General features: G+C 55.5%; 13 protein-coding genes and 1 pseudogene. All 14 read right to left on the minus strand.

The genetic code is table 11. The features are described from left to right. Positions 1 to 67: 67 nt before the first annotated feature. On the minus strand, positions 68 to 835 hold the full coding sequence (locus ACZ1G5_RS06870) for an amino acid ABC transporter ATP-binding protein (RefSeq protein ID WP_472732142.1): 768 nt from the start codon (positions 833 to 835) through the stop codon (positions 68 to 70). 12 nt (positions 836 to 847) lie between these two features. Next, positions 848 to 2,137, minus strand: a complete 1,290-nt coding sequence (locus tag ACZ1G5_RS06875; protein ID WP_472732143.1) for an amino acid ABC transporter permease — start codon at positions 2,135 to 2,137, stop codon at positions 848 to 850. Between the two features lies 1 nt (position 2,138). After that, positions 2,139 to 3,366 (minus strand): annotated as a pseudogene (locus ACZ1G5_RS06880) (amino acid ABC transporter permease). 123 nt (positions 3,367 to 3,489) lie between these two features. Next, complete coding sequence (locus ACZ1G5_RS06885; RefSeq protein ID WP_472732144.1) at positions 3,490 to 4,509, minus strand: amino acid ABC transporter substrate-binding protein; 1,020 nt, start codon at positions 4,507 to 4,509, stop codon at positions 3,490 to 3,492. 216 nt (positions 4,510 to 4,725) lie between these two features. Further along, on the minus strand, positions 4,726 to 5,436 hold the full coding sequence (locus ACZ1G5_RS06890; RefSeq protein ID WP_472732145.1) for an ATP12 family chaperone protein: 711 nt from the start codon (positions 5,434 to 5,436) through the stop codon (positions 4,726 to 4,728). Positions 5,437 to 5,439: 3 nt separating this feature from the next. Further along, the gene (locus ACZ1G5_RS06895) at positions 5,440 to 6,105 is read right to left on the minus strand and encodes an HAD-IA family hydrolase (RefSeq protein ID WP_472732146.1); all 666 of its coding nucleotides are present in this window, start codon (positions 6,103 to 6,105) and stop codon (positions 5,440 to 5,442) included. Beyond that, the gene (locus ACZ1G5_RS06900) at positions 6,098 to 7,153 is read right to left on the minus strand and encodes an RluA family pseudouridine synthase (RefSeq protein WP_472732147.1); all 1,056 of its coding nucleotides are present in this window, start codon (positions 7,151 to 7,153) and stop codon (positions 6,098 to 6,100) included. The genes ACZ1G5_RS06895 and ACZ1G5_RS06900 overlap by 8 nt, the downstream gene beginning before the upstream one ends. Beyond that, entirely contained in the window at positions 7,150 to 7,509 is a 360-nt protein-coding gene (gene crcB, locus ACZ1G5_RS06905) for a fluoride efflux transporter CrcB (RefSeq protein WP_472732148.1), read from the minus strand. The genes ACZ1G5_RS06900 and crcB overlap by 4 nt, the downstream gene beginning before the upstream one ends. Before the next feature lie 31 nt (positions 7,510 to 7,540). Further along, positions 7,541 to 8,851 carry a replication-associated recombination protein A gene (locus ACZ1G5_RS06910; protein WP_472732149.1) on the minus strand — a complete coding sequence of 437 codons (1,311 nt, stop codon included), beginning with the start codon at positions 8,849 to 8,851 and terminating at the stop codon, positions 7,541 to 7,543. Positions 8,852 to 8,995: 144 nt separating this feature from the next. Next, on the minus strand, positions 8,996 to 9,508 hold the full coding sequence (locus tag ACZ1G5_RS06915) for a DinB family protein (protein WP_472732150.1): 513 nt from the start codon (positions 9,506 to 9,508) through the stop codon (positions 8,996 to 8,998). A gap of 198 nt (positions 9,509 to 9,706) precedes the next feature. Beyond that, a complete protein-coding gene (locus ACZ1G5_RS06920; RefSeq protein ID WP_472732151.1) occupies positions 9,707 to 11,086 on the minus strand; it encodes an IS1182 family transposase in 1,380 nt (459 codons plus the stop codon). A gap of 158 nt (positions 11,087 to 11,244) precedes the next feature. Beyond that, positions 11,245 to 11,664, minus strand: coding sequence for a 50S ribosomal protein L17 (rplQ, locus tag ACZ1G5_RS06925; protein ID WP_472732152.1), 420 nt, complete (start codon positions 11,662 to 11,664; stop codon positions 11,245 to 11,247). A gap of 139 nt (positions 11,665 to 11,803) precedes the next feature. Beyond that, positions 11,804 to 12,820 (minus strand): DNA-directed RNA polymerase subunit alpha, encoded by a 1,017-nt coding sequence (locus ACZ1G5_RS06930; RefSeq protein ID WP_168769123.1) that lies wholly within the window; start codon positions 12,818 to 12,820, stop codon positions 11,804 to 11,806. A 111-nt stretch (positions 12,821 to 12,931) separates the two neighbouring features. After that, complete coding sequence (rpsK, locus tag ACZ1G5_RS06935; protein ID WP_008236527.1) at positions 12,932 to 13,321, minus strand: 30S ribosomal protein S11; 390 nt, start codon at positions 13,319 to 13,321, stop codon at positions 12,932 to 12,934. Positions 13,322 to 13,327: the final 6 nt, after the last annotated feature.

The raw sequence follows: 13,327 nt of genomic DNA on the forward strand, positions 1-13,327 counted from the left end.
AGCCGACCTTCACAAACAAAAAAGCCCCGGCTTTCACCGGGGCTCTTTCAAATCACTTCCGCAGTCTCTAGTGACCCAAAATCTGGCTCAGGAACAACTGAGTCCGATCAGATTTCGGATTATTAAAGAACTCTTCTGGTTCGTTCTGTTCCACGATCTGACCTTGGTCCATAAAGATTACGCGGTTGGCGACCTGACGGGCAAAGCCCATCTCGTGCGTCACGCAAAGCATGGTCATACCTTCCTCGGCCAGCTCGATCATTGTGTCGAGCACCTCTTTGATCATCTCGGGGTCAAGCGCCGATGTCGGTTCGTCAAACAACATGATGCGTGGGCGCATGCAAAGCGAGCGCGCAATCGCCACGCGCTGTTGCTGACCACCGGACAACTGACCGGGGTATTTGTCGGCCTGCTCTGGGATTTTCACCTTTTCAAGAAAATGCATCGCCGTTTCTTCGGCTTCCTTCTTGGGCGTTTTACGCACCCAGATCGGGGCCAGCGTGCAGTTCTCAAGGATCGTCAGATGCGGGAACAGGTTGAAGTGCTGAAAGCACATGCCAACCTCTGACCGGATCTTGTCGATATTCTTGAGGTCCGAGGACAGCACAGTGCCATCCACCTCAATCTTGCCTTGCTGGTGCTCTTCCAATGCGTTGATGCAGCGGATCAGCGTCGATTTACCTGACCCGGACGGGCCGCAGATCACGATCCGCTCACCCTGATAAACGGACAGGTTGATATCGCGCAGAACGTGGAACGACCCGTACCACTTGTTCATGCCTTCGATCGTAATCGCCAGCTCGTCCGAGACTTTCATTTGTGTTGCTTCGGCCATGATATCAGCCTCCTATCGGTGGTCGGTTGCGAGCCTGCGCTCCAACCATTGTGAGTATTGTGAAATGCCGTAGCAGACGATGAAGAACAGTAAGGCTGCCGCGCCGAACAGTTCCCAGTAGACGCCTTGCCATTCGACCGACGCGAGGATCGGACCACGGATCATGCCAACCAGATCAAACATCGAAATGACCGAGACGAGTGTGGTGTCTTTGAACAGACCTACCGCCACGTTCACGATGCCCGGAATGGAAATCTTGAGCGCTTGTGGCAGGATGATCAGACGCATGGATTGGGCATAATCCAGACCAAGACTGTCACCCGCCTCATACTGCCCCTTTGGCAAAGCGGCCAGACCACCCCGGATCACCTCGGCGATATAGGCGGCCGAGAACATCGTGATCATGATCACAACACGCAAGAACAGATCAACGCCAGAGCCGGGCGGGAAGAAGTAGCCCAACATCACGTTTGCCACGAACAGCAATGTAATCAACGGCACACCCCGGACAAATTCAATGAAGATGACGCAGATGTATTTGATGATTGGCATGCTGGATTGACGCCCCAGTGCCAAGGCAATGCCAATTGGCAAAGACAGCGACACGCAAGTGACACCCAGCATCATGTTCAGCATGAACCCACCCAGATCACGGCTTGGTACAGACCGCATGGCCCCTTCCGTGATTTCCGTATCCGGGATGATGTAGCCACCGAGCGTGAGCACGACAAAGAAGGTGACCACACCGCCAAAGAAACCAAGTGCAAAGCTACGCGTGACGAACTTTTGGTAGAAAATCACACCCGCAGCAATCGACACAAGCGCCAACAACGGCCCCATAATGGACCCGCCCCAGATCAGCCAATAGGCGATAAAGGGATAGAGCGCTGTGAAGATCAAAAGCTTGCGTGGCAGATCAAAGAACAAGACCGGTGCGGCTGCAAAGAACAGCAAGGCAAAGGCCAGTCCGGGACGCCAATAGAGGTCAGTGGGGTATTGGAAGCCAAACAAGAGCTGGTTCCAACGCTCGGTCAGGACTGCAAAACATGCCCCTGTCGCGCCATCCAGCATCTCGCGGCAGACCGCTAGGCTGGGCGACGTCCAGATACCGTTCGCCATCCACGGCACTGCGCCGCTGAGGATCTTGTAGATCACAAAGATCGCCACGATGGTCAGAAGCCCATTGGCGGGTGTCGCAAACAGATTATCCTTGATCCATTTCGTCGGTCCCGCCGCATTCGGCGGCGGTGCCAGTTCAGGAAGGGTTTCAGTGCGAACGAACGCGATTGTACGATCAGCCATCTTAGCGCTCCTTCAGCTTGATTGCGTTGTTGTAGACGTTGATCACCGCAGAGATCAGCAATGAGATCGTCAGATAGAACAGCATCAGCAAAAGGATGCATTCAATCGCACGGCCCGTCTGGTTCAGCGTAATGCCACCCAATGTCGCCGTCACATCCGCATAACCCACCAAAATCGCCAAGGAAGAGTTCTTGGTGATGTTGAGATAGTTGGAAATCAACGGCGGGATGATCACCCGCAACGCCTGTGGCAGCACAACAAGGCTCATGATGCGACCAGGGCGAATGCCCAGCGCACCTGCAGCTTCGGTCTGGCCCTTCGATACGGCCTGAATACCTGCGCGCACGTTTTCTGCGATAAAGGCACCGGTGTAGATCGACAGGGCAAACCAGATGGCGATCAGCGGACCACCGACCTTGATACCACCCGCAAAGTTGAAACCTTTGAGTTCGGGGACTTCAAAGCTCAGCCCAAGGATCAGGAACAGCGCGATGATCGGACCAAACCAGATTGCCAGATTGGTCAGCAATGTCGCCGGACGCTCACCGGTTGCTTCTTGAATGCGGGTCGCACGGGCGGTCACGGCACGGGTGCCGACAAAGGAACCAACCAGAATGGCCAGCACCAGCAAGAAGTCCGTCGCTCCACCGAACCCACGCTCAAAGAATGGCAGCGGGACATAGACACCGCGGTTCGTGAAAGCCGCAAGTCCAAGGAACATGGACGATGTCGCATCGTCACCACGAAATTCTCTTGGCCCCGGCAGCACGGCGATCATGATCGTAAAGATGATCAGGACCCAGATCAGCACAGGGATGTTGCGGAAAATCTCAACATAGATGGCCATCAGCTTGCGCACGAGCCAGTTATTGGACAAGCGCAAGACACCGGCCAGAACGCCAAAGATTGTCGCGGTCACACAGGCCAGAAATGACACCAACAGCGTATTCAAGATGCCAACAAATGCAGCGCGAAGATTCTGTCGATTGACTGGTGTACTCGATCAGACGTTGGTTGATGTCGTAACCCGCCGGTGCGCCCAAAAAGGCAAAATCGATATCAAGACCTTGGGCGGCAAGGTTGGTGAATAGATTGTTGATCAGATAGCCGATGGCCAATGCCAGTACGATGAACGCAATCGCCTGAAACGTATAGGATCGATAGCGGGTATCGTTGATGAGCATTGACAGGCGAAATGACCCCTGTGGTGGGTCTGTAATCGACGTCATTAGAATTTCCCCGTTGTGTCAGCGCTGTGTGGTTGCTTTGCGCAACTCGTCTAGGCCGATTATGTGGTCGTCTTGGTGAAAGGGCGCGGTCTTCACCGCGCCCTTTGATCTTATCCGTTTTCCTTAGCGGAAAGGTGGTGTGTAGAGCAGACCACCATCTGTCCACTGCGCATTCAGACCACGCGCCAGACCGATTGGTGTATTCTCACCGATGTTCTTTTCGAACAGCTCGCCGTAGTTACCACCAGCGGCAATCGCGTTCTTGGCCCAATCTGCTTCCAGACCCAGCATCGCGCCCAGTTCACCTTCGGTACCCAGCAGGCGGTTAACTTCGGGGTTGCCTGTTGGTGCGGCTGCCAGCTCTTCGATGTTGGCAGATGTGACGCCCAGCTCTTCAGCTGCGATCAGTGCGTTCAACGTCCAACGTACGATATCACCCCAGTCGTTGTCGCCGTGGCGGACAAGCGGGCCGAGTGGCTCTTTTGAGATGATTTCTGGCAGCAGAACGTGGTCTGCCGGGTTCTCAAAGGATGCACGTGTTGCAGCAAGACCAGATGCGTCAGTTGTGTACACGTCACATGCGCCAGCAAGGTACTGAACCTGTGCTTCGGCGTTTGTCTCAATAGGAACAGGCTCGTAGCTAATGCTGTTGGAACGGAAGAAGTCCGCCAGGTTCAGCTCTGTTGTTGTGCCTGTCTGGATGCAGACAGTCGCGCCATCAAGTTCTTTCGCGGACGAAACACCCAGATCACGTGGAACCATGAAGCCTTGGCCATCATAGTAGTTCACACCAGTGAATTCGAACTTCAGGTCGACGTCACGGCTGAATGTCCATGTTGTGTTACGTGCCAGCACGTCAATTTCGCCTGAAGCCAGCGAAGTGAAGCGTGTCTTGCCCGTCGTTGGAACAAACTCAACAGCGTCTGAGTCGCCCAAAACAGCGGCAGCAACAGCGCGGCAAACACCAACGTCAAAACCAGTCCATACGCCGTTCGCATCAGGTGATGCAAAGCCGACCAGGCCAGTTGTCACGCCACAGTTCAGCACGCCACGTTCTTTGACGTCATCCAACGTCGCTGCGGATGCCATGCTTGCGGCAAGACCAGCAACAGTCAGTGCGCCGTAAAATGCGGTTTTTTTCATTTTTACCTCTTCCTGAGTTTCCACCCCGCTAGGGTGGCCAATTTTTATCCCGTCCCGATCGACAGTCATGATGAATGAGCAGGGACCTCCCAACTCAATGCACAAAGACTTTGTTTATTCGCCGGTAGAGTCAAGAGTGGGCGGCAGAAAACAAGGGGCAATTACCGCGAAATCAGGCGGTTTTTTTGCTGTTTGCCGCGAAACGAACTGTTTCCTCTAAGCGATGGCCAAACGGTAAAACTTTGCGGCATCAAAAAATGCATCCCGCTTAACGGTTTCCGCTACGGCAGCTTCTTCATCCTCGCCCCATTGCTCGATTTGCCAATGCTCATCGATGCGCGAAAGCAACCAAGCCTCTTCAGTTGCAATTGCATCTTTGGTGATCGCAAGCGCAAGGATCAAAGACCCGGAGATACTGATCAGATCATGCACAGCAGCCAAGGCAAAGTCGTCAAAGGCCGCAACCTCGGCTTCCAGCCTCTGCAATGCGGCCGGTTTTTGCATCACATGCATGACGCCCTCACCCACAAAAAGCCGCGCATTGAGGGCATCGGCCGCCCAATCTAGCATCGGATCCCAGCCATCGGCCTGCCGCCGGATCAAACCATCGGGTCCGGCAGCGCGGTAACACAGCAAGTCGCTATCGCCATATTCAGAAAGCAGTGCAATGACCTCTGCGCGTTGCGTGCGTACCTTATCAATTGCCGCATTTGCACCACGCGTGACCGGCATCGTACGCGGGTCAACGACATCATCCTGCGCGTCCCATTCCAGTGCAACGGCCTCGGCCATCGCCATCGTTGGCAAAATCAAGGACGCCTTCGCCGGGGTCCTCACCAGACGTCCATCCAGCTTGACCGTGAACCCGCCATCACAAGTCTCTGCCTGGGCCCTTTCCCAAAATCGTTTCGGTTGCCAATCGCTCATCTCTCAGTGCCCTATCAATTGGTCCACAACGCCGGCGAGCGCTGCAAAATTATCAATCATCGCGTCAGGCTGGAGAGTATCAGCGGCATGATAGCCCCATGTGACGCCGATCTTCTTGATCCCAGCCGCCCGCGCCATATCCATGTCGTAGGTCGTATCGCCCAACATGACAGCCTTTTGCGGCGCAACACCCGTTTCGTTCAGCGCCGTGAGGATCATTGCTGGGTGCGGCTTGGACGGATGATGGTCGGCCACCTGTTCAGAATGAAACATGCCTATCAGGCCATGCCGTTCCATAACCTTGTCCAAACCACGTCGCGATTTGCCGGTCGCCACGGCAAGCAAGGTGTGATCCTGCGCAAGCAACACATCCAATGCCTCACGTGCACCGGGAAACAGCGGCCCCATCTCCTGATTGTCACGACGCAGGCTGACAAAGGCATCCTTATAGGCTATGACCAACCGACCGCGCTGCGCGTCATCTGTATCCGGGCAAAGCACGCGGAACGCTTCAGCCAATGACAGCCCTACGATGGACAAAACGGTTGCTCGATCTGGCATGACCAAACCCTCGGCCTGAAACGCCAGTGCCATCGCGGCCATAATCTCGGCCTGACTGTCGACGAGCGTGCCGTCGACGTCAAAGATCACCAGTCTCAAGTCACTCATCGGGCATATTGAATGGATCTACGGGGGCATGGCCCACGACCCAACCCACAAAATCCCACGTATTTTGCATATGCTCTGGCAGTGGTGCTGTCAGATGCAAGGTCGCCCCTGTCGCCGGATGCTCAATCGTCAGGCTGCGCGCATGCAGGTGCAGCTTGCGCCCAATCTCGCTGCCCATGCCAGCGCCCCAGCCATCGCCAAGGTTTTCCTGACCGGAGCCACCGTATTTGCCATCACCTACAATCGGATGCCCGATCTCGGCCATATGTGCGCGCAGCTGATGGGTGCGGCCCGTGATAGGCACCAAAGCACACCATGCCGCACGGCTCGCCAGCGTATCCATCACGGCGTAATCAGAGGTGGCACGCTTGGCCCCCTCAACACTGTCCAGATCACGTGGATGAACGCAGCGCATTTTCTCATTCTCGCCACCACGCCCATGACCGGGGGCTTTCACCAGACCATATTTGATGGTCCCCGCACGCGGATGCGGCACACCGGCAACGGCAGCCCAATAAATCTTGCGCGTCTCGCGGTGCTTCAGGTTCTCGGTCAACTGCTTGGCCATCATGCGCGTCCGCGCCAGCAATAGAACGCCAGAGGTATCCTTATCCAGACGATGCACCAACCGGGGCTTCTCGTCGTAATCAAACATCAGCGCCTCAGACAGCCCATCAACATGGCGGGTCGTCTTGGACCCGCCTTGCGTCGCCAGACCGGGGGGTTTGTTGATGGCGATGATATGGTCGTCTTTGTAGATCACGCACGACTGGATCAACTTTGCATCCGCCTTGGTCACACCGCGCTTGGCAAGGTTGGCAGCGGCGGCGGCCTCTTCCTCGGTTGGCAAAGGGGGAATACGCACCGTCTGGCCCACCTCAACACGGGAATTCGACTTCACGCGGCCACCATCAACACGCAGCTCACCCTTGCGGCACATCTTCTCAATCCGCCCTTGGGTCAGATGCGGGAACAGACGGCGCAGATAGCGGTCAAGGCGCTGGTCGCCATCATCAGGGCCAATGACCCGGGTCTGCACACCACTCATGTTGTTATTCCTTTGGCAAGCCACAGGCCCGCAAAACAGGCGAGAATGGACAGGATGACAGAGGCAAAGACGTATCCGCCCGCCGCCGTCATCCGCCCGGCCTCAACCAAACGCATCGTATCCAGTGAAAACGCCGAAAACGTCGTGAAGCCACCCAATAGGCCGGTCATCAAGAACGGCATCCACTGATGCAACCCGCGCGCGGCCAGCAAGACCCAGAGAAGGCCAATCGCAAAAGAGCCAATCACATTCACTGCCAGTGTCCCCATCGGAAAGGCCACAGCCAACCCGACAAAGTAGCGCAGCACAGCGCCTAAGGCCCCACCAAGGGCGACAGAGATTACTGGTGTCATCATGGCGCTGCTCTGACCGCTTGCCGCGCGATTGTCAATTCTTGCTGCGCTTGGCACGCAGGCCTGCAAAGAAATCGACGCGCTTTTTCAGATCGCGCTCAAAGCCACGATCGACAGGCACATAATAGACGCCGCGTTTCATCATTTCGGGGAAATAGTTCTGCCCACTAAAACCGTCCTCGGCGTCATGGTCATAGTTATAGCCCGCACCAAACCCCTGCTCTTTCATCAGCGTGGTCGGCGCATTCAGAATATGCGCAGGCGGTGGCTCTGACCCGGTCTGCTTGGCCGCCGCAACAGCGCCCTTATAGGCCACATAGGTCGCATTCGATTTCGGCGCGAGCGCGAGGTAGGTCACAGCCTGCGCCAAGGCGAGCTCGCCCTCAGGGGACCCCAATCGCTCATAGGTTTCCCAAGACTGCAAACACACCGCCTGCGCCTGCGGATCGGCCAGCCCGATATCTTCAACCGCCATGCGGGTAATGCGACGGGCCAGAAAACGCGGGTCCTCGCCGCCTGCCAACATGCGGGCGAACCAATAAAGAGCGGCGTCCGGGTCTGATCCACGTACTGATTTATGCAGGGCGCTGATCAGGTTATAATGCTCATCGCCGGATTTATCGTATTTGACGGCGCGCTTCATCAGGCGCTTGGTCAGATCGTCGGTGGTTAGTTTGGCGTCGGTCTTCCAGGCACTCACCTGCTCAATCAGGTTCAGCAAAGCGCGACCATCGCCATCCGCCATTTCCAGCAAAGCATCGCGGGCGGGGCCATCCAATGGCAGCGGCTTGCCTAATTCCTTCTCGGCCCGCTGGGCCAGCAGTTCGAGGTCCTTGAGGTCCAACCGGGTAAGGATGAACACCTGTGAGCGGCTCAGGACCGCAGCGTTCAACTCAAAGCTGGGGTTCTCGGTGGTGGCCCCCACCAAAAGGATCGTGCCGTCTTCCATATAGGGCAAAAACCCATCCTGCTGGGCTTTGTTGAAACGGTGGATCTCATCCACGAACAGCAAGGTGCCCTTACCGTTCTGGCGGCGCATCTTGGCGGCCTCGAACACTTTGCGCAGTTCTGGCACACCGGTGAAAATTGCGCTGATCTGGACGAAATGCAGGTCGGTCTCATCGGCCAGTAGACGTGCAATGGTGGTCTTGCCCACACCGGGCGGGCCCCAGAAGATCAGCGACGACAGCGAACCTGAAGACAACATCGTGCCCAACGGCGCATCCGCACCCAGTACCTGTTGCTGGCCGATTACCTCGGACAAAGCCTGTGGGCGCAAACGGTCTGCCAGCGGACGCGAACCTGCCGGGGTATCGGTTGGGGTGCTGTCGAAAAGGTCGGCCATAGTCCTCAAAGATATGTTCGGAGCGCCGCTTGATTGCAAGCTATCACATCTGTCGGGCTTCCCGAGAACTCAAACAGGTCGGCTGTGCGGACGCAGCCGACTTTCGATGCTGATGCCTGAATGACCGCTCTTCCCATACCGACATTATGAAAAGTCGGCGGGGGTCACCAACAGATCGGTGCTTTCCGTAGCCAAACCAAATGCCGTCAGTAGCGCGTGAGCTTGGCCACGGTGGTGGGTCTGGTGATTGAAGAAATGTGCCACAAGCCTCCAAGCGGGTTGCGTTGACTTGCGAGTACGTGTCGTATTCCACCACGTGAAATCAGCCGCGAGCCACGCTTCATCCAGATCACGCGCCCAACGTAGAATCGTTTCATCAAAGGTCGCGCGATCTGTTTTCAGTATTTGCCAATCTTGATATGCAAGTCCCCTACCTTGATCATCTTCCAAAACAGTCGCTGGCGTACCAGCAAACCTGTTCATCCAAACACGGTCCGCCCAAAGAATGTGCGCAAGCGTCGTATGCAACGATCCAAAAAATGCGCTTCGATCTTCTTTCCTTTGTTTGTCATCAAGGGCATCTGCTGCCTTGTAGAGACGGCCGTTCTGCCAGTGATTGTAGCGTGCCATCAACAACGCGTGGGCCGGTGAGATCATTAGATCATCCTCCTGTTTATTACAGAACTAGTAGCATGCCCCTTCGAGGGGGCGAAACAGCTTGCATGTCGGAATCAAATTTACGGCAAAGCTACCGTTCGAGCGCCATGCAGCATCATGCACTTTGGGCTGATTGTGTTGAAAAACTCGGTTTGAGAAGCGCGATGATGTGAGTGTTTATTGTGGCTGGCGTCGATCTTATGTCATCGCGGGGCGCATTGGGCGCAGTTTGGCGAGTTTGCGGAGGTTTTGGGCGGTTGCGGCGAGGAGGAATTCGTCTTTCGCACCGTTTGGTCCGCGCAGACGCAGGCGGTCGAGCCGCATGATCTTCTTGAGATGGGCGAAGAGCATTTCGACCTTCTTTCGTCGTCTGCTGGCTTCGGCATATGCGTCTGTCTTGGCGATCTCGCGTGCCTTGTCACGCGCCGCCTCATGGACATGCCGTGAGACAATGCGGGCATCTTTGTTGGGCGTGCAGCGTTCTTTGAGGGCGCAGGTGGAGCAGTGTGTCTTGCTGGCGTAGTACCGTTTGATGCCATCCTTACTAACGCCGATGCGCGGGGTGCGCATCTTACGCCAGTACTTCTTGAGGGGTTTGCCACCAGGGCAGGTGTATTCGTCTGTGGCTGGATCGTAGCGGAACTCGAGATTAGTGAATGTCCCGTCTTTGCGATCTGATTTGTCGATCACTGGAACGTGCGGTTCAATGTCTTGATCGACCAGCCAACCCAGCATGTTGCCTGAACCATAGGCGGTGTCCGCTGCCAGCCGGTCTGGAAAAAGATCGAACCTGTCTCGCGTGCGGGTCAGCATTGTTTGGGTTGCCCCAACCTCAGCCGGACGGATGGCGCGGGTCGCCTCGACATCCAGAATGATCGCATGGTCAGTATCGATCAGATAATTGGTCGAATAGGCAAAGAATGCTGGTCCTTTCAACGCACCTGTCCACTGGCTGGCGGGATCAGAGAAGGATGTGAACTTTGGTGTCGTATCGCTTGCGGCACCAAATGCGGCGTCATCCAATGTCTCAAGATATTCCCGCACGGCTCGCGGAACGACCGCCGGGTCGATCTGCGCGGCCTCCCATTCCGCCTTTGACGCTGAGTATTGCTTGTTGGCATCGGCCTGGATGATGCTGGCATCTATCGCAAAGGTCTCGCCGCCAACCAAACCCTCAGCCATGCAGCGCTCCACGACCGTCTCAAATAGATGGCGGAACAGATCGCAGTCACGGAACCGTCCATGCCGGTTCTTGGAGAAGGTTGAATGATCGGGGATCGAATCTGACAGATCGAGTTTGCAGAACCAGCGATATGCGAGGTTCAGATGCACCTCTTCGCAGAGCCGACGCTCGGACCGGATGCCAAAGCAGTATCCAACCAGCAGCATGCGGATCATCAATTCCGGATCAATCGATGGGCGGCCTGTGTGGCTGTAGAAATCCGTCAGATGGGCGCGAATGCTGCTGAGATCAACGAACCGATCAATCGCACGCAGCAGGTGATCTTGCGGGACGTGATCTTCAAGCGAGAACTCATAGAACAAGGCCGCCTGCGCTTCCTGCTTCGGTCCCATCATCGCAATCAACCTCCAGTATGAATACCGAAATTGAATCAGCGATCAGCTCGCCAAACAAGCAGAGTTTTTCAACACAATCGGCTCAATCCAGACATTCATCAAAACAAAAGGCCTCGCAAAACATGCGAGGCCTTTCAAAATTCTTCAGTCAGAAAAACTTAGTCTTCTGCGTTCTCGTACTCAGCCAAGCGCGCCTTATCAGCCGCACCTTTGGCATCGACGTCGCGGTCGACGAATTCGATGATCGCCATCGGCGCCATGTCACCATAGCGGAAGCCCGCCTTGATGATGCGGACATAACCACCCTGACGCTCTTTGTATCGGGGGCCGATGACGTCGAACAATTTCGCTGTGTGCATTTCCTGCTTCAGCTGTGCATTGGCCTGGCGACGCGCGTGCAGATCGCCGCGCTTGCCAAGTGTGACCAGCTTTTCAACGATCCGGCGCAGTTCTTTGGCCTTGGGCAGTGTTGTTTTGATCTGCTCATGTTCAATGAGCGAGCCTGCCATGTTCGCGAACAGCGCTTTGCGGTGTTCATGGGTGCGGTTTAGGCGGCGGTAACCTCTTGCGTGACGCATGTGATAGTCTCCATTTTGTATTAGGATGGGCCGATGCGATGCGCGTCGCTGGCTCCGTTATTGGGGCGGAATTGCCCAAGGTTTTCCCCGTATACAGACGGGCATTTGGTGTAAGGTGGGTTTGAACCCACCTTACGTTTTAAAACTGATCTTCGAACTTCTTCGCCAGATCTTCGATGTTGTCCGGTGGCCAGTCCTCAACGTCCATGCCAAGGTGCAGACCCATGCCAGACAGCACTTCTTTGATCTCGTTCAAAGATTTGCGGCCAAAGTTCGGTGTGCGCAGCATTTCTGCTTCGGTCTTCTGGATCAGATCGCCGATGTACACGATGTTGTCGTTCTTGAGGCAGTTCGCCGAACGGACAGACAGTTCCAGCTCATCCACCTTCTTGAGCAGAAGCGGGTTGAACTCAAGACCATCATCATCCGCGCCAGTCTGTGCGGACTCTGGCTCATCAAAGTTGACGAAGATCGACAGCTGGTCCTGCAAAATGCGGGCTGCGTAGGCAACCGCATCATCAGGTGTCAGCGACCCATCGGTTTCAACCTTCATGGTCAGCTTGTCATAGTCCAGCACCTGACCTTCACGGGTCGGCTGCACGTCATAGCTGACTTTTTTGACTGGCGAATAGATCGCATCGACGGACATCATACCGATCGGTGCATCTTCTGGCTTGTTCTTGTCAGCGGATACATATCCCTTACCGGTATTCACGGTCAGTTCCATGTAAAGGTCAGCGCCATCATCAAGGTGACAGATCACGTGGTCCTTATTCAGAACCTCGATACCCGCAGTCTCAGAGATATCCGCAGCGGTCACAACGCCCGGGCCTTTGGCCTGAACGGACAAACGCTTGGGTCCTTCGACCTCCATACGGATCGCCACACCTTTGAGGTTCAGCACGATGTCGGTGACGTCTTCACGGACACCGGACACGGATGAAAATTCATGCAGGACGTTGTCGATTTGCACGGCAGTGATGGCAGCACCCTGAAGGGATGACATCAAAATGCGGCGCAGGGCGTTGCCCAATGTCAAACCAAAACCACGCTCAAGTGGTTCTGCGATGACGGTTGCCTGACGCGCGGGGTCGTTGCCCGGCTTTACTTCCAATTGAGTTGGCTTAATCAACTCAGCCCAGTTCTTGTGGATCATATGTCCCTCCATACTCGTCTGCCTTCATGGTCCAAAAGGGCAAACACCCGAGGTTAAAATGACGGATTGGGGCCGTGCAAATAGCACGATCCCCAAGGCGTTTGGATTGTCTTAGACGCGGCGACGCTTTGGTGGGCGGCAACCGTTATGGGCCATTGGGGTCACGTCACGGATCGATGTGATGTTGAAACCAACAGCGGCCAATGCGCGAAGTGCGCTTTCACGGCCGGAACCAGGACCCTGCACTTCAACCTCAAGCGTTTTCACGCCGTGATCTTGTGCTTTCTTGCCTGCATCCTCAGCAGCCATCTGGGCTGCATAAGGTGTGGATTTCCGCGAACCCTTGAAACCCATGGTGCCGGCAGACGACCAAGAAATGGCGTTGCCCTGCACGTCAGAGATCAGGATTTTTGTGTTGTTGAAAGAAGAATTCACATGCGCAACACCAGCTGCGATGTTCTTGGAAACCTTCTTTTTGGTGCGTTTTGTATCACGTGCCATTGATCA

Source organism: Yoonia sp. JB2-21, assembly GCF_055693545.1.